The organism is Olleya sp. R77988 (assembly GCF_044594215.1).
Lineage (GTDB): Bacteria > Bacteroidota > Bacteroidia > Flavobacteriales > Flavobacteriaceae > Olleya.
The window spans coordinates 1673412-1689859 of sequence record NZ_CP138988.1 but is presented as its reverse complement, the minus strand read 5'-3'; the positions used below and the strand labels follow the sequence as shown (position 1 = coordinate 1689859).

General features: G+C 31.5%; 18 protein-coding genes. 7 read left to right on the top strand and 11 right to left on the bottom strand.

Features of this window, described 5'->3' with window-relative positions:
• Nucleotides 1-9 precede the first annotated feature (9 nt).
• From paaD to SJY17_RS07480, 6 genes are all read right to left on the bottom strand, one after another.
• Nucleotides 10-510: a 1,2-phenylacetyl-CoA epoxidase subunit PaaD gene (paaD, locus tag SJY17_RS07505; RefSeq protein ID WP_397361944.1), complete on the bottom strand. Its 501-nt coding sequence runs from the start codon at nt 508-510 to the stop codon at nt 10-12.
• A 125-nt stretch (nt 511-635) separates the two neighbouring features.
• Complete coding sequence (gene paaC, locus SJY17_RS07500) at nt 636-1388, bottom strand: 1,2-phenylacetyl-CoA epoxidase subunit PaaC (RefSeq protein WP_397361943.1); 753 nt, start codon at nt 1386-1388, stop codon at nt 636-638.
• Nucleotides 1388-1678: a 1,2-phenylacetyl-CoA epoxidase subunit PaaB gene (gene paaB, locus SJY17_RS07495; RefSeq protein WP_397361942.1), complete on the bottom strand. Its 291-nt coding sequence runs from the start codon at nt 1676-1678 to the stop codon at nt 1388-1390. Before paaB ends, paaC begins: the two co-directional genes overlap by 1 nt.
• Before the next feature lie 77 nt (nt 1679-1755).
• Nucleotides 1756-2712, bottom strand: coding sequence for a 1,2-phenylacetyl-CoA epoxidase subunit PaaA (gene paaA / locus SJY17_RS07490; RefSeq protein ID WP_397361941.1), 957 nt, complete (start codon nt 2710-2712; stop codon nt 1756-1758).
• Nucleotides 2713-2730: 18 nt separating this feature from the next.
• A complete protein-coding gene (locus tag SJY17_RS07485; RefSeq protein ID WP_397361940.1) occupies nt 2731-3804 on the bottom strand; it encodes an FAD-binding oxidoreductase in 1074 nt (357 codons plus the stop codon).
• Between the two features lie 67 nt (nt 3805-3871).
• Nucleotides 3872-4441 carry a TetR/AcrR family transcriptional regulator gene (locus tag SJY17_RS07480; protein WP_397361938.1) on the bottom strand — a complete coding sequence of 190 codons (570 nt, stop codon included), beginning with the start codon at nt 4439-4441 and terminating at the stop codon, nt 3872-3874.
• 87 nt (nt 4442-4528) lie between these two features.
• Here SJY17_RS07480 and SJY17_RS07475 point away from each other — a divergent pair, with 87 nt between their 5' ends.
• Complete coding sequence (locus tag SJY17_RS07475; RefSeq protein WP_397361937.1) at nt 4529-4834, top strand: rhodanese-like domain-containing protein; 306 nt, start codon at nt 4529-4531, stop codon at nt 4832-4834.
• Here SJY17_RS07475 and SJY17_RS07470 read toward each other — a convergent pair.
• The 4 genes from SJY17_RS07470 to alaS form a co-directional block, all read right to left on the bottom strand.
• A complete protein-coding gene (locus SJY17_RS07470; RefSeq protein ID WP_397361936.1) occupies nt 4829-5437 on the bottom strand; it encodes a DUF4230 domain-containing protein in 609 nt (202 codons plus the stop codon). The genes SJY17_RS07475 and SJY17_RS07470 overlap by 6 nt on opposite strands.
• Before the next feature lie 267 nt (nt 5438-5704).
• The gene (locus tag SJY17_RS07465) at nt 5705-6652 is read right to left on the bottom strand and encodes a GSCFA domain-containing protein (protein ID WP_397361935.1); all 948 of its coding nucleotides are present in this window, start codon (nt 6650-6652) and stop codon (nt 5705-5707) included.
• Nucleotides 6653-6684: 32 nt separating this feature from the next.
• A complete protein-coding gene (locus tag SJY17_RS07460; RefSeq protein WP_397361934.1) occupies nt 6685-7014 on the bottom strand; it encodes a hypothetical protein in 330 nt (109 codons plus the stop codon).
• Complete coding sequence (alaS, locus tag SJY17_RS07455) at nt 7014-9629, bottom strand: alanine--tRNA ligase (protein ID WP_397361933.1); 2616 nt, start codon at nt 9627-9629, stop codon at nt 7014-7016. Before alaS ends, SJY17_RS07460 begins: the two co-directional genes overlap by 1 nt.
• 135 nt (nt 9630-9764) lie before the next feature.
• Between alaS and SJY17_RS07450 the strand changes: the two genes are divergently transcribed.
• From SJY17_RS07450 to SJY17_RS07425, 6 genes are all read left to right on the top strand, one after another.
• Complete coding sequence (locus tag SJY17_RS07450) at nt 9765-10736, top strand: peptidoglycan DD-metalloendopeptidase family protein (protein WP_397361932.1); 972 nt, start codon at nt 9765-9767, stop codon at nt 10734-10736.
• Complete coding sequence (locus tag SJY17_RS07445) at nt 10736-11065, top strand: MerR family transcriptional regulator (protein ID WP_397361931.1); 330 nt, start codon at nt 10736-10738, stop codon at nt 11063-11065. Before SJY17_RS07450 ends, SJY17_RS07445 begins: the two co-directional genes overlap by 1 nt.
• Nucleotides 11066-11076: 11 nt before the next feature.
• Nucleotides 11077-11667, top strand: coding sequence for a LemA family protein (locus SJY17_RS07440; protein WP_397361930.1), 591 nt, complete (start codon nt 11077-11079; stop codon nt 11665-11667).
• A 15-nt stretch (nt 11668-11682) separates the two neighbouring features.
• Nucleotides 11683-12123, top strand: coding sequence for a TPM domain-containing protein (locus tag SJY17_RS07435; protein ID WP_397361929.1), 441 nt, complete (start codon nt 11683-11685; stop codon nt 12121-12123).
• Nucleotides 12124-12131: 8 nt separating this feature from the next.
• Complete coding sequence (locus tag SJY17_RS07430) at nt 12132-13004, top strand: TPM domain-containing protein (RefSeq protein ID WP_397361928.1); 873 nt, start codon at nt 12132-12134, stop codon at nt 13002-13004.
• 86 nt (nt 13005-13090) lie between these two features.
• Nucleotides 13091-13564 (top strand): TPM domain-containing protein, encoded by a 474-nt coding sequence (locus SJY17_RS07425; protein ID WP_397361927.1) that lies wholly within the window; start codon nt 13091-13093, stop codon nt 13562-13564.
• On the opposite strand, the gene SJY17_RS07420 is transcribed toward SJY17_RS07425, so the two are convergent.
• On the bottom strand, nt 13561-16341 hold the full coding sequence (locus SJY17_RS07420) for an outer membrane beta-barrel protein (protein ID WP_397361926.1): 2781 nt from the start codon (nt 16339-16341) through the stop codon (nt 13561-13563). The genes SJY17_RS07425 and SJY17_RS07420 overlap by 4 nt on opposite strands.
• Nucleotides 16342-16448 lie beyond the last annotated feature (107 nt).

The following is a 16448-nucleotide window of genomic DNA, read 5'->3' as shown; positions in this document are numbered from 1 at the left end:
ATTATTTGTCTATTTAAGACATTTAAAATAGTCAAACGGTTCTTGGCAATCCTCACACTGAAATTGTGCTTTACATGCTGTTGATCCAAACTGACTTACTAATCTTGTGTTTTTAGAACCACAATTGGTACACTTTACCAAACGTTTACCTTCTAGCAAAACACTTATATCTGCTTCTGCACTTAAAGGTGCTGCAATACCATAATCTTCTAAAGCTTTTCTACCTCTTGGTGTAATCCAATCGGTTGTCCAAGCTGGAGCTAGGATTAATTCTATTTCTGAATTATATCCTGCATTTTTCAATGCACTTTTAATATCATCTCCAATAACATCCATAGCTGGACAACCACTATAAGTTGGTGTTATTTGCACTTTTACAATATCATTTTCTATAACAGCAGTACGAACAACTCCCATATCCATAATGGATAATACTGGAATTTCTGGATCAGAAACTTGTTCCAGAATTGGAATTAAGATTTCGTCTATATTTTGTTCTGTTGTTGTCATATTTATTTCACGTAAAACGGGAATCTTATTTTATTGCTTCTCGATACAATCTGCTCATACTTCACAAATCACTCGAAGTGACGTTTATTTTCTTATTACTAGATCTCTTTTTTCAAAGGAGTTGGTTACCATTCCATATTAGGATAAGTGCGTTGCATGTATTGCAAATCACTTAATAAATATCCTAAATGTTCTGTATGAATACCTTCTTTACCTCCTTTTTGAAACCATTTTGATTCAGGAACACTTAAAGTAGATTCTTCTAAAATAGCATTTACCTTGTTGTAATACGCTTCTTTTAATTTGGTAACATCTACACCAATTCCTTCTTTAACCATTGCTTTATCAGCTTCAGTTTGATGAAACAGCTCGTCTGTATACGTCCATAACCCATCTATAGCATCTTGCATTTTTTGATGACTTACCTCTGTTCCATCACCTAAACGTTTTATCCAATCTGTTGAAAAACGTAAATGGTAGCTTACTTCTTTTATAGATTTGTTTGCAATTGCAGATAGCGTTAAATCTTTACTTTTCTGTAATTCTTGTAAAAAAAGCAAATGATATACATCGAATAAAAACTGACGTGCCATTGTATATGCAAAATCTGTATTTGGTTGTTCTACCAAAAGTACATTTACATATTCTCTTTCTTTACGAAGCATTGCAATGTCGTCTTCGGTTCTCTTATCTCCTGAAACTTTAGCTGCATATTGATAATAACTACGCACTTGACCAAATAAATCTAATGACATATTTGTGCAAGCTATATCAGTTTCTAGACTTGGTCCATGACCTGTTAGTTCTCCTAGTCTTTGACCGAGGATTAGCGAGTTATCTGCAATTCCTAGAATGTATTTATATAAATTTTCTTTCATTACATATGTTTTACTTCGTCTGGTAAATCGTAAAATGTTGGATGACGATATACTTTATCGTGAGCTGGTTCAAACATTTCTCCATTATTATCAGGATTTGATGCTGTTATGTGTTTAGATTCTACAACCCAAATGCTAACACCTTCACTTCGTCTTGTGTATACATCTCTTGCATTTTCTAAAGCCATTTCTTCATCTGCTGCGTGTAAACTTCCGCAGTGTCTGTGTTCTAATCCGTTTTTACTTCTTACGAAGACTTCCCAAAGTGGCCAATTTTTTTTGTTTGACATAATTTATATGTATTGTTTCATCTTATTCTCGATACAAAATTGCTAAAAAGCAATTTCACTCGAACTGACGATGAAATTTAAATTGCTTGTTTTTGTTTTCTTGCTTGTTTCTTTTCGGCATAAGCCATTGCTGCATCTCTTATCCATTCACCTTCTTCCCATGCATTAACTCTTGCTTTCATTCTTTCTTTATTACATGGACCATGACCTTTTACAACTTGCCAGAACTCATCCCAATTAATTTCTCCAAAATCGTAAACACCTTTTTCTTCGTTCCATTTTAAATCTGGATCAGGAATTGTAAGCCCAATTAATTCGGCTTGTGGTACTGTTTGATCTATAAATTGCTGACGTAAATCATCGTTAGACTTACGTTTTAATTTCCATTTCATGGATTGCTCTGTATGTATGGATTCTGCATCTGTAGGACCTAACATCATTAAACTTGGCCACCACCAACGGTTTAAAGCATCTTGTGCCATTTCCTTTTGCTCAGGTGTTCCGTTAGCTAGTTTTATCATGATTTCATAACCTTGACGTTGATGAAAACTTTCTTCTTTACATACTCTTACCATTGCTCTAGCATATGGTCCATAAGATGTATTACAAAGTGGCACTTGGTTGATAATTGCTGCTCCATCTACTAACCAACCAATTGCTCCCATATCTGCCCAAGTTACTGTTGGGTAGTTGAATATTGATGAGTATTTTGCTTTCCCAGAGTGTAATTGATCATAAAGCTCTACTCGTGAAACTCCTAATGTTTCGCAAGCGGAATATAAATATAATCCGTGTCCAGCTTCGTCTTGCACTTTAGCCAATAGGGCAACTTTACGACGTAATGAAGGTGCTCTTGTAATCCAGTTTCCTTCTGGTAACATCCCAACAATTTCAGAATGTGCATGTTGAGACATTTGCCTAATATGCGTTTTACGATATTTTTCTGGCATCCAATCTTTTGGTTCGATCTTCTCGTCTCTTGCGATACGTGCTTCGAATTGTTTTTCTAAACTTTTTATTTGTTCTTCACTCATAGTTTTGAGTTTAATTTTTTATACATCAAAATCGACAACAACCTTTTCACTTGTTGGAACAGATTGACAACTTAATACTAATTTTTGAGCAACTTCTTTTTCGTCTAAAGCATAGTTGATTTTCATTTCTACGGAACCTTCAACCACTCTACATTTGCAAGTGCTACAAACTCCTCCTTTACATGCGAAAGGCAAATCTGCTCCAGCTCCTAATGCTGCGTCTAGAATGTTATCATAGTCTTTAGTCATAGTGAAAAGAAATTCTTTTCCTCCATCTACAATAGTTACTTCGATGCCTTCTACATTTTGTTTTGCTAGTCGTTCTGCTCTTTTTATATCTTCTTCCGAAAGTCCTGTTACAAAAAGCTCGAAATGCACTAACTCTTTTGGTAATCCTGCTTCTATTAAATAGCTACTTACATAGTTTACCATTTGTTCTGGACCGCAAAGAAAGACTTCACTTGTATCTGGAATATCGATAAATGTTTTGGTTAAAACTTTCATTTTCTCGTCATCGAATCTTCCGTTAAATAATTCTATATCTCTTCTTTCTTTTGTTAAGAAATAGTAGATTTCTAGTTTACCAAAGTATTTGTTACGAAGCTGTTCTAATTCCTCTTTAAAGATAATAGATTTTGCTGTTTTATTTACATAAAACAACTTGCAAGTTGTATTAGGTTCTGCTGCCAAATGTGCTTTTATCATGGAAAGCACAGGAGTAATCCCACTTCCAGCTGCAAAAAATAGATAATTTTTTGAAGCATCTGGTTTTACGGGAACTCCAAAGTTTCCGCTTGGAGCCATTACATCAAGTGTATCTCCAGTTTTTAAACTTTCGTTTATATATGTTGAAAACTTACCACCTGGAATTTGCTTTACTGCAACTTTCCATTGGTTATCTGCTGGACTTGAACACAAAGAATACGATCGACGCACATCTTCGCCATTAATATCTGCTTTAAGTGTTAAGTGCTGACCTTGACGGAATTTAAATTCGCTTTCAAGTTCTAAGGGAACGTGAAAGTCTATAACAGAAGTATCTTCTGTTTCTTTATAAATGTTTTGAATTTTAAGCTTATAAAATTGAGCCATATTTATGCTTTATGTTCAGACTAACACTTGTTAGTTTCTTTGACAAATTTACAAAATAAATTAATAACTATTTGTTAATTCCGTGGATGAGTATATTGCTTAAGTTGTTAGCTAAATCGCTTACATTAAGATCTTCTTTTTTAGGTATCCAAATATGGAGAGAACGCAAAGTAGTAAGCATTGAAAACATAATAATTTCAGGGTTTGAGTCTTTTATTTCTGATGCTTCAATACCTTTTTTTATTATTGAAAGAAAATCGTTTTCATAATCTTTACGCAGCTTTAAATAATGATTTAATTGTGCTTCTAAATGCATCCAATCGTTATTTAATGAAGCCATTCCGTAAACATTTTCGCTTGCAATACCAACATGCAATGCCACTACTTGCTTCAACTTATCTATACATGTATTGTTTGAGGCTTGTATTAACTTCATTCCTTTGGTAAACTCTTCAGCTAAAGAAATAATAATAGCATTTAAAATATCTTGCTTAGAACTAATATGATTATACAAACTAGCTGCTTTAATTCCCATTGCAGATGCAAGATCACGCATAGTCACAGCACTATATCCTTTTTCTTTGAAAAGCTTAGCAGCTGTTTTTATTATTTCTTCTTTTCTTGTTTGTTGCATCATATAGAGGTTGAAGATAAAAAAAATAAGTTGTAACTATTGTTACTTATCTTTTGAAATAAATAAATGAAATTTGTAAAAAAATAAATTATGGGATTATTAAGTTTCTTATATGGAAATAAAAGCGATAAAATTAAAGACTTTACAGAAAGAGGAGCTGTTATATTAGATGTACGCTCTAAAGCAGAATATAATTCTGGAGCAATTCCTGGATCAAAACATATTCCTTTACAACAGATCCAAGCCAAAGTAAAGGATATTAAAAAATGGAACAAACCTGTTATTACTTGTTGCGCAAGCGGAATGCGATCTGGCAGTGCTGCTGCTATATTACGTAGTAATGGAATTGAGGTTTTAAATGGTGGAGGATGGCATAGTTTGTCTAATAAACTATAGTTTTAATATTTCTAGTTTATCCTGACTATCAATTTCTGTTTGATTGTATTGTAACGTCCAACCTAAACTGTTGGTTAAAATGTAAAATTTAGCCAGCTCACTAATTAATCTGTTTTCTGCATTAATTTGTAAATTAGAGGCTTCTACTTTTTTAGTAATACGTTCTTTTACAATCTTATTTATTTTGTTATAATCTTCAGCACTAAATTTATTAAAATAACCGCTTTCTACATCATAATATTCTAATTCGGGATAGATTTTTATTTCTTCTTTTGGAATAGACTTTATCTTTAAAATTTTATTGACGCTATCTATAGTAAATTCTATTTTACTTAAATCATAACTAACCGTAACCTCAGCATTTACGATAACTAACGCTTGTTTCTCTGACGGAATATTAAAATAAGTTTTGGTGTCTTTATAACCATATGCATCACTAAAGTAACCTTCTGTAACTACTAGTTTTCCAACATTTTTAATTTGTTTGGCTATTAAAGCAGAATGCTCATTAATAACTGTTTTACTCATTTTATCTTCAGTACATTTCTTAAAAATAAAAGAAATAACAAATGCTAAGACAATACCTATTACAATTTTTCGCATGTTATAAAAATACACAAAAAAAGCATCAAGGTTTTCAAAAAACTCTGAAAAAATGTTTAAAACTTAAATCTGAAGACTATTAACAAAAACACCAACGAAATAAACTGGATTGACAGTTTAATGGTTGGTGTTTAATTGAAGTATGATTAATAGCATTTTAAAAGTAAGCTTAAGATAAGAGTTATCATTTTTTTTTCGACTAAAAGAGAATTAACCTAGTTGTAGGAACTATTCGTGTAAAAATACTTACAAATCAACAAGTTACAATTAGCTAAATTTGATAAAAGAAAATTTATCAATTAACATTTGTTGTCTTGCTTTTAATTTTTTAAGAAAATTAAGATGTGCATCAGAATTTGGGTTAAACGGTTTGTGTAGCAATCCTTTTTGAATAAAAGCAACATCATCCATAGTGCTTTTTGCTAAATCTGACATCCAAACATCATTAAAACGCTCCCAAATATACTGTACAGCTGTTTCATTTGGATGCAACATATCTGGTTTATAAAAACGATAATCGCGCAGCTCATCCATCATAATTTCATACGATGGAAAATAAAACGATTGACTATCTAAAACTTGATGAATTGCAGTAATTAAATGAGATTTACTTTGTGTATTCTCTATAAAACCATCTTTAATATGTCTTACTGGAGAGACTGTAAAAATAAAATTAACTTTAGGGTTAACCTGCTTTATTTGATCAATTATAGATTGAAGTGCTGTCTCAATATTTTGAACACTTAAAATTTGTTTTTGAAAATTTTGCTGTGGTAGTTTATGACAATTAGCCACGATCTGATTAGTCTTAATCAAACGATAAACCCAAGCTGTACCTAAAGTTATAACAACATGTGAGGCTTGCTTTAAATAATGACTAGTCTTTTGTAATGATGCATTAAGTTGATGTAGCAGCAAACTTTTTGTTTGTTGACTTACTTTTGAATGCGCATCAAAACAGTGAAACTGCTCGTTATTTAAAAACACATCTTCATCTGTAAATTTTTTACCATTTATTGCATTACTAACTAAACGTTGTATTGCAATTGGGTGAAACAAAACACCAAAAGGGTTTATATAATTTTGAAACTTATAGTAATTAAATTTATCTCCAATATTTTCTGCAAAACAAGATCCAAAAAGCAATACTTTAGAATTATAATCTATAAGATTATGCTCTTGCTTTTTTAGTGGTATTTTGGTTTGTAGATTCATAAATATCTGATTTATCTAAAATTCTGAACCTATTAAATTAGATTTTCAATCAACAAATTAAACCTTTCTTTCCAATTTGAATCACGATAATTATCTTCAATTTTTATATGATTTAACAAGATTTGAATTCTAATTTTCAACACTTCATATTTTAATTTAGCTTCATTAAATGTAGAAAAATAGTCAGTATGAAACATAACTCCATATACTCCTAAAGTTATAGCACAATCAGCTATAGAAGTGTTTTTCTCAAGTGTAATCCTAGCTCCTAGTATATTTTCTTCATCCAATATAATTACTCCACCTTCAGAACCAGACCCTTGAATTGTGGAACCGTTTTCATATGAACTCCAATAATTCATTAGTTTAAATAACTCTTTGCAGCTTCTAAAGCATCCTTGATTCCTGCTGGATATTTACCTCCTGCTGTAGCAAAAAATGGTTGTCCACCACCACCACCTTGGATGTGCTTCCCTAATTCTCTAACAATAGTTCCTGCATTAAGGTCTTTTGTTTCAACTAAACTTTTAGAAACATAACATGACAATATTGCTTTACCATTGTTTTCTGCTCCAAATAACAAGAATAAATCATCAAATTGGCTACCTAGCTCAAAACATAAATCTTTAATACCAGAAGCGTCTAAATCTAATTGCTTAGCTAAGAAGTTAATTCCGTTTACTTCTGTTATTTCATTTTTAAGTTCGCCTTTAATATTCTTTGCTTTATCTTTTAATAACTGCTCTATTTGCTTTTTTAAGCTAGAGTTTTCGTCTTGTAAGTTTTGAAGTGCTTTAATAGGCTCTTTTGCATTGTTAAGCATATCTTTCATTTCAAAAAACGCTCTGTTGTTATCATGATAGTAAGACTTAACCGCATCGTTTGTAATAGCTTCAATACGACGTATTCCTGATGCTACTGCACCTTCAGACACAATTTTAAAATGCCATATATCTGCTGTATTATCTACATGTGTTCCACCACATAATTCTATAGATTGACCAAAACGTACTGTTCGTACTGCGTCACCATATTTTTCTCCAAACAAAGCCATAGCACCTTCTGCTACTGCTTTCTCCATTGGTATGTTACGACCTTCTTGTAATGGTAATTTACTTTCTATTCTTGAATTTACAAAGTTTTCTACATCACGTAACTCTTCAACCGTTAATTTAGAAAAATGAGAAAAATCAAAACGTAAATACTTAGAGTGTACAGCAGATCCTTTTTGCTCTACATGATCACCTAAAACCTCTCTTAAAGCCTGATGTAATAAATGAGTTGCTGTATGATTACACTCTGTTCTGTTACGTTGTTTTTCATCTACTTTAGCTTCAAATGTCTGATTGACATCACGTGGCAACTCTTTAGTCAAGTGGATAATTACATTATTCTCTTTTTTAGTGTCTACAATATAAGACACATCTCCATTTGCTGCCTTAATATATCCTTTATCACCAACTTGTCCACCACCTTCTGCATAAAAAGGAGTCAAGTTAAATACCAATTGATACATTTCGCCATCTTTTTTAGACACAACTTTACGGTATTTTGTAATCTTTACTTTAGCCTCTAATTGGTCGTAACCAATAAATTCTTGATCTTCATCTTGAATTAAAACAGTCCAATCGTCAGATTTTAATTCTGATGCTTCACGACCTCTACCTTGTTGTTCTTTTAAACGTTTATTAAATTCGCCTTTATTATAAGAGAATCCTTTTTCGCGTAATATTAAATCTGTTAAATCTTCAGGAAAACCATAAGTATCCTTAAGTTCAAATACTTTTGATCCAGACACTTGCTTATCAGTCGCATTATCAACAATACGATCTAGAATAGCTAAACCTTGATCTAATGTTCTTAAAAAAGACGCTTCTTCTTCTTTAATTACATTTTCAATTAATTGCTTTTGTGCTTTTAATTCTGGAAATGCTTTTCCCATTTTTTCGGTCAATACATTTACCAAACGGTAAATAAATGGTTCTTTTTTATCTAAAAAAGTAAATCCATAACGTACTGCACGACGTAAAATACGACGTATTACATAACCAGCTCCTGTATTACTTGGCAATTGTCCATCTGCAATTGAAAATGCTACTGCACGAACATGGTCAGAAATAACACGAATGGCAATATCTGTTTTTTCGTCTTTATTATAATCTTTTCCAGTAATAGTTTCAATTTCTCTAATAATTGGTGTGAAAACGTCTGTATCGTAATTAGATTTTACATCCTGTAACACCATACATAGACGCTCAAAACCCATTCCTGTATCTATATGCTTGTTTGGTAAATCTTCTAAACTCCCATTGGCTTTACGGTTGTATTGCATAAAAACCAGATTCCAGATTTCAACTACTTGTGGATGGTCTTCGTTTACCAAATCTTTACCGTCAACTTTAGCTTTTTCTTCAGCAGATCTAATATCTACATGAATTTCGCTACAAGGTTCACATGGTCCTTGCTCACCCATTTCCCAAAAGTTATCTTTTTTATTTCCTTTTAAAATACGGTCTTCACTAATGTACTGCTTCCAAATATCATAAGCTTCAGTATCCATTTTAAGGTCATCTGCATCATCAGAACCTTCAAAAACAGTGACGTATAAAATATCTTTATCAATTTTATAAACTTCAGTCAACAACTCCCAAGCCCAAGCAATTGCTTCCTTTTTAAAATAATCTCCAAAAGACCAATTACCTAACATCTCAAATAAAGTATGATGATAAGTATCATAACCAACTTCTTCTAAGTCGTTATGCTTTCCAGAAACACGCAAACATTTTTGAGTATCTGTCAAACGGTTATTTTTTGGTTGCGCATTGCCTAAAAAATATTCTTTAAAAGGTGCCATTCCAGAATTAACAAACATTAATGTTGGATCGTCTTTTAAAACCATTGGAGCAGATTGCACAATACTATGCTTCTTATCTTCAAAAAATTTAAGGAATGTTGTGCGTATGTCTTGAGAATTCATAATAACTATGTTGATAATCTTGTTTGCATAAGCATAAAGCTTAATAAAACAATTTATATATTTGTTGTTCGTTAACTATTTTAACAGGCTGAAATATTCAGCATTAACAACTGCAAAAATAGTATAAATTAGATAATGAGTAAAGTAAAATATTATTATGATTCCGAAACGCTCTCTTATAAAAAAATAGAGCGCAAAAAACGACGCACTTTTAAGTATCTAACTTTGTTTTTAGTAGCTGCTTCATTGTTTGGTTTTTTGTTTGTTTTTATTGGAGGACATTACTTTGAATCTCCTAAAGAGAAAGCATTAAAACGTGAATTATCAAATTTAGAATTACAATTTGATTTGCTAAATAAAAAGATGGAAGATGCAGAAACAGTTTTAGCAAACATCGAAGACCGAGACAATGCCATTTATCGTTTATATTTTGAAGCTAACCCAATACCAGAAGAGCAACGTAAAGCAGGTTTTGGTGGTATAAATAGATATAAAAAACTAGAAGGTTATGATAATTCTAAACTAATAGTTAATAGCAACAAGCGTATTGACATATTATTAAAACGTATTGTTGTACAATCTAAATCTTTAGATGAAATTGCTGTTTTAGCAGAAGAAAAAGAAAAATTACTATCTGCTATTCCTGCAATACAACCCGTAAATAATAAAGACTTAACACGTATGGCTTCTGGTTACGGAATGCGTACAGACCCATTTACTAAGTTAAGAAAAAAACATTGGGGAATGGACTTTACAGCTCCAAGAGGCACTCCTATTTATGCATCAGGAGATGGTGTAGTTAAACGTGCAGACAATAGTGCAGCTGGATATGGTAAACACATTAGGATAGATCATGGCTATGGTTATGTATCTTTATATGCGCATATGTATAAATTTAATGTACAAAAAAATCAAAAAGTAAAACGTGGCGATTTAATAGGCTTTGTAGGTAGTACAGGACGTTCTGAAGCACCACATTTACACTACGAAGTATTTAAAGATGGAGATCGTATTAACCCTATTAATTTTTATTACGGAAGTTTAACTCCAGAAGAGTTTAATAAACTTTTAGAGCATGCATCATTAGAAAACCAATCTTTAGACTAATGATTATTGACCTTCCAGAAAAACGATATTATACTATTGGCGAAGTTGCCAAAGCGTTTGGTGTTAACACGTCTTTAATTAGATTTTGGGAGAAAGAATTTGATGCATTACAACCAAAAAAAACAGCAAAAGGGAATAGAAAATTTACTCCAGATGATGTTAAAAACTTACAATTAATTTATCATTTGGTAAAAGAACGTGGATTTACATTGGATGGTGCAAAAATTCATTTAAAAGAAGAAAAAAAGAAAACACTAAATAATTTTGAAATTATTACTAAATTGGAACGTGTTAAAAATCAATTACTAAAACTAAAAGAACAACTTTAAAACTAACTATTATGAAAAAATTGCTTATACCTATCATTATTATTGGACTTATTGCTTTTGCAATATTTCAATGGGGAGTTGGAATTAATAATGAAATTATTGAAAAAGAAGGTGTTGCATTGGCACAATGGGCAAATGTAGAAAGCTCTTACCAACGTAGAGCTGATTTAATACCTAATTTAGTAGCTACTGTAAAAGGTTATGCCGATCATGAAAAAGAGACTTTTGAAAGTGTTATTAAAGCACGTGGAGAAGCAACTAAAGTTACAATAAATGCTGGCGATTTAACTCCTGAAAAAATGGCGCAATTCCAACAAGCACAACAAGGTTTATCTGGAGCATTAAGTAAGTTAATGTTACTTCGTGAAGATTACCCTGAATTAAAAGCTGATACGAGTTTTCTTGAGCTACAAAGCCAATTGGAAGGTACAGAAAACAGAATAAATACAGAACGTAATAAATTTAATGGTTTAGCTGGAGCTTACAACATATACATCAAGAAGTTTCCAACAAATCTTGTTGCTAATTATATGAATAAAACTGGTTTAGGTTTATTTAAATCTGCTCCAGGAAGTGAAAATTCTCCTAAAGTAGAATTTTAAAATATCCTATCCATAATGTCCCAAGACGTAGAATCTTTTTTAACAACCATAGAAGAACAAGAAATTGTTGAAGCTATTCGTATAGCAGAAGACCATACATCTGGCGAAATAAGAATACATATAGAAAGCACCTGTAATGCAAATGTGGAAGCACGTGCATTAGAAGTGTTTTCTATTTTAAAAATGAATAATACCAAAGACCAAAACGGTGTGCTAATTTACGTTGCAGTAGATGATCATAAATTTGGTATATATGGAGATGAAGGGATTAATAAAGTAGTCCCTAAAAACTTTTGGGATGATACTAAATCTGTAATAGAATCTTTATTTAAAAAAGGTCAATTTAAACAAGGTTTGGTTGATGGCGTGTTACATGCTGGACAACAATTAAAAGCACATTTTCCTGTTGAAGATTATGATAGTAACGAATTATCTAATACTATATCTAAAGGATGAGATTAAGTATGCAATATCCTATGTTAAATCTTCAAGCTTATCTCTTACCTAAAAAAGGGTTAATTAGACTTTTTGTTTTATTAGCTTTTTTATCTTTTGGACAAGTATCTGCTCAGTATAAAATACCTGATGTCCCAACAAAAGCAAACCCAGATGCTGTTTATGATTATGCTAATTTATTATCAACAAGTCAAAAACAGGCATTAGAAAACAAACTTATAAAATACTCTGACACTACCTCAACCCAAATAGTTATTGCTATTATACCTTCAACAGAAGGAGAATACATAAACTATTTAGGAGCACAATGGGCAGAACAATGGGGAATTGGAGATAAAGATAAAGACAACGGGATTTTTATATTATTAGCTAGAGACGATCGTAAAATAGGAATAAACACTGGTTATGGAACCGAACATTTAATGACAGACGGAATGTCTCGACGAATTATAGAGCAAGACATAATCCCTTATTTTAGACAAAACGATTATTATGGTGGTTTACATCGTGGTGCAGATGCTATTTTTGAAGTCATGTCTGGCGAATATCAAGGCACAAGGCAAAGTAATTCTGGAGACTTTCCTATTGGTGCAGTAATCTTTTTGTTTATCATTTTTATAATTATCTTAATATCTATATCAAAAAACCGAAGAGGTGGAAATGGTACAGATAATTTTGGAGGTGGACGTAATACTACACGAGACATACTTGAAGCTATCATACTAAGTAATTCTGGTCGAGGAGGCTACAGAAGTGGTTCTGGAGGCTTTGGAGGCGGATTTGGAGGCTCTTCTTCTGGAGGAGGTTTTGGTAGTGGTGGATTTGGTGGAGGCTTCGGAGGAGGAGGCTTCGGTGGTGGTGGTGCTTCTGGAGGATGGTAAACATTTAGTTAGCAGTATTCAGTTACAGTTTGCAGTACTTACTCTTATATTAAAATAATAACGGTTTATATTCTTAATTTTTGTTGATGCGTTTACTTTCGTTTTTATTAATCATTACTTCTCTTGTTTCTTGTAAAAAGAAAAATCAAAATTTAATAATCAAAACAGTAGTTAATGATTATGCCGATATATTTACTAAAACTGAGGAAGATTCACTTTCAAAAATTATTATTGATTACGAAAAAACAAGTACAAATCAGATTTGCGTTTATGTTATTGATTCTGTTCCTAGCTTAGATAACCCTGTTGTCTATGCTACTAAAATTGCTAACAAACTAGGTGTTGGTCAAAAAGAAAAAGATAATGGCTTATTATTATTAATTTCAAAAAATGATAAAAAAATAGCTTTTGCAACTGGTTATGGTACTGAAAAAATAGTAACAGATTCTATTTGTAAACGCTTGATAGATTCCACATTAGTGCCTTCATTTAAAAAAGGAAATTATTTTGAAGGTGTTTTGCAAGCATTGGATACTATAAAAGTAAAATGGGAAGATTAATCCATATAATACATTCCGCCATTTCCAGTTTCTCCCTTAGACCCTAAACTATTAAATTTCCAACTAAAATTAAGCATAAAATATTGCTTTAAAACGGTACTCTGTTTATCCTCTATAAAATCTTGCGTTGCAGTACGTCTTGCATTGGTGTTTTGGTTAAGTAAATCGTAGACTTTTAAGGTTAATAGTCCTTTATCTTTTAAAACAGAATAGGCTACACTAGCGTTCCAAAACCACTCGCTTTTCTGGAAACCATCTGCAATATTTGGATTGTAATTATAGGTTATATCATTTCGCCATTCAAAGTTTTTTGGTAAGAAAAAAGCGGTTCTAAAATCTACATAATGTGAGGTGAAATTCCTGTCTTCAAAAGACTCTAAATCGTATTTGTTTTTAGTAAATGTAACTCTGTATCGTGGTTTAAATTCAAAAACATCTTTCATTGTGTAATCCACACCAAAATTTGGTGTTGTACTTAACACATTACTTGAATACAACACATTGTTATTATAGTTTATATTTTTAGAAAAACTAGACCAATTACCTATTTTAAGTTTTATACTAGAAATAGAATCTATTTTAATACTTTTACTATAGTTTGCACCAAAAGAACCATTATAATTACCACTAACATTATCATAAGTAGTTATACGTTTTAATGTTTCTGGATCAATTTCTGTTTTAGAAATAACTTGATTATCTATTTTAGTAAAATTACTCCAAAGATAAAACCCTGTCCTCTCTTGCCAATTATAAGCATTAAACCCTGCGTATAATCTGTGCTGATTAGTAGGCTCTAAATTAGGATTACCAATAACAGTATTTAATGGATTGGACACATCTTCAAATGCTTGTAATTGCCTTAATGATGGTGTTTGATTAGTCAATCTATAACTAGCATACACTTGTGCTTTTTTGCTAAATCTATAATTAAATCTACTACTAAGCTCTGTTGCTTTAAAATCGCGCTCTACATCAAACTGAGGTCTTAATCCATCTTGGTTTTTTAAGGTTCTAAAGATATAATCCACACCAAATCTTGCAGACCATTTTTCTTTACGATAACTTAAGCTTACACCTGGAGAATTTTTAATATCTGTATACTGAAAATCTGTACTTAAATCTTCATTAAAATCATCATAACTATCTGTAGTTGTATTTAAATCGTAAGTACTTTTACGGTTTTGGTCTTTATTACGTTGATACTGATAACTAAAATTAACAAAAAACTCTTTTGCTTTTATAGGTAGTCTATAAGTAAACTCTGTTGATAATTCATTCCCTTTATCATCACCATCTGTAAACTGGTCCCTGTTAATAGTTTCTGGTGATGTCCCAAAAACTTCTGTATTAGAGTTTATAAAATCTTCGCTTATGTTTTTACTAAACGAGTTATTAACTACAAACCTTAAAAACCCTCCTTTGTTACCAAATTTTTTGGTGGCACTTATTTCATTTGAAAAATTATTTGCTTTATTTTCTACAAAAGAATTTAATAAAGATTGGTTAGTCAAGTTCTGGTCTTGACCCAAGGTCTGGTCTTGACTCCTATAGTCTGTTGTACTTTTAGAATTAGAGAATGATGGTCTAATATTTATTAAAAAAGTGGTGTCAATTTTAATTTCAAAATCCGAATTTACAGTATGACTTTCTGTTTCGTTATTAGAACGCGTACTAGAATTTGAAAAATACCTAGAGTCTGATAAAATGGTTTCTCTTTGTGAAGAAGATTCGTTTTCAGAATCACTATTAGAATAAAAATAATCTGCTGCAACTTCTGTTTTTTCTCCTATAGCATCTGCATAATTTACACCTCCAAGTTTTGAAGTTGTAATTCCTTCTCCTCCTCCAAATTGTCGACCATTAATACTAAAAGACCCATTACTACTAAATGTTCTGCTTCCTCCATTACCAAACATTTTTTCTATTTCTCCAAAACTAAAACCTGGCGAGTTGATGTTGTTTCCACCAACTAATACACTAATACGTTGGTCATTATCAAATCTGTTAAACATTCCTGCAAACTCATGACGTTTATCTGTACCTATTCCAGCAGCAACACGACCAAAAACACCTTTGTTATTTTCTTCTTTTATGGTTAAATTAATGGTCTTATTATCATTATCGCTTTCTTCTCCTGTAAAAGCTTCACTTTTAGTTTTTGTGTCTACAACTTGAATTTTTTCAATTATCTCTTTAGTTAAATTTTTTACTGTTATTGAAGGGTCATTCCCAAAAAAGGGTTTTCCGTTTACCAATATTTTATTAACCTCTTTTCCGTTTACTTTTATCTTTCCTTCTTCGTCAATCTCAACTCCTGGTAATTGTTTTAATAAGTCTTCAACTGTAGCGTCTTTTTTGGTTTTAAAAGATTTTACATTAAACTCTAAAGTATCCTTTTTAATGGTCACTGGTGCTGATGATTTTATCAATACCTCATCTAAAGAATTACTAATTTTTAAATTAATTTTTGGTAAAATTATATCTGCTTTATTGATCGCTATTTTTTGCTTATACGATTGATAACCAACATAAGAGACTAATAAATTAAGATCCTCATCAGTTGTACTATCTTCTATATTAAAGGTTCCGTCTTTTTCAGTAATAGTGTACGCTACCAAACTACTATCCTTGATGCGTTCTAAATAAACTGTAGCAGCTTCAAGCGGAATTGCTTCAGTTTCTGAATAAATTTGACCTGAAATATTAAAGTTTTTGGATTGACTAAATAATAATGAAACGCACAAAAGTGCAGCAATAGTGATTAGTTTTTGCATTGGTTTTGATTGATTTTTTAGCCTAATAAATATCAGGTTATAGCAAAACGAAGATAAAACGCTAGTATTGTTTTTAATCTTAAAAGAAACTTAAAGTTTTGATAAAA

Bases quoted from the DNA above. Each gene is read 5' to 3' on its own strand.
- paaD (WP_397361944.1), bottom strand. From the start codon at position 510: ATGACAACAACAGAACAAAATATAGACGAAATCTTAATTCCAATTCTG.
- paaC (WP_397361943.1), bottom strand. From the start codon at position 1,388: ATGAAAGAAAATTTATATAAATACATTCTAGGAATTGCAGATAACTCG.
- paaB (WP_397361942.1), bottom strand. From the start codon at position 1,678: ATGTCAAACAAAAAAAATTGGCCACTTTGGGAAGTCTTCGTAAGAAGT.
- paaA (WP_397361941.1), bottom strand. From the start codon at position 2,712: ATGAGTGAAGAACAAATAAAAAGTTTAGAAAAACAATTCGAAGCACGT.
- SJY17_RS07485 (WP_397361940.1), bottom strand. From the start codon at position 3,804: ATGGCTCAATTTTATAAGCTTAAAATTCAAAACATTTATAAAGAAACA.
- SJY17_RS07480 (WP_397361938.1), bottom strand. From the start codon at position 4,441: ATGATGCAACAAACAAGAAAAGAAGAAATAATAAAAACAGCTGCTAAG.
- SJY17_RS07475 (WP_397361937.1), top strand. From the start codon at position 4,529: ATGGGATTATTAAGTTTCTTATATGGAAATAAAAGCGATAAAATTAAA.
- SJY17_RS07470 (WP_397361936.1), bottom strand. From the start codon at position 5,437: ATGCGAAAAATTGTAATAGGTATTGTCTTAGCATTTGTTATTTCTTTT.
- SJY17_RS07465 (WP_397361935.1), bottom strand. From the start codon at position 6,652: ATGAATCTACAAACCAAAATACCACTAAAAAAGCAAGAGCATAATCTT.
- SJY17_RS07460 (WP_397361934.1), bottom strand. From the start codon at position 7,014: ATGAATTATTGGAGTTCATATGAAAACGGTTCCACAATTCAAGGGTCT.
- alaS (WP_397361933.1), bottom strand. From the start codon at position 9,629: ATGAATTCTCAAGACATACGCACAACATTCCTTAAATTTTTTGAAGAT.
- SJY17_RS07450 (WP_397361932.1), top strand. From the start codon at position 9,765: ATGAGTAAAGTAAAATATTATTATGATTCCGAAACGCTCTCTTATAAA.
- SJY17_RS07445 (WP_397361931.1), top strand. From the start codon at position 10,736: ATGATTATTGACCTTCCAGAAAAACGATATTATACTATTGGCGAAGTT.
- SJY17_RS07440 (WP_397361930.1), top strand. From the start codon at position 11,077: ATGAAAAAATTGCTTATACCTATCATTATTATTGGACTTATTGCTTTT.
- SJY17_RS07435 (WP_397361929.1), top strand. From the start codon at position 11,683: ATGTCCCAAGACGTAGAATCTTTTTTAACAACCATAGAAGAACAAGAA.
- SJY17_RS07430 (WP_397361928.1), top strand. From the start codon at position 12,132: ATGCAATATCCTATGTTAAATCTTCAAGCTTATCTCTTACCTAAAAAA.
- SJY17_RS07425 (WP_397361927.1), top strand. From the start codon at position 13,091: ATGCGTTTACTTTCGTTTTTATTAATCATTACTTCTCTTGTTTCTTGT.
- SJY17_RS07420 (WP_397361926.1), bottom strand. From the start codon at position 16,341: ATGCAAAAACTAATCACTATTGCTGCACTTTTGTGCGTTTCATTATTA.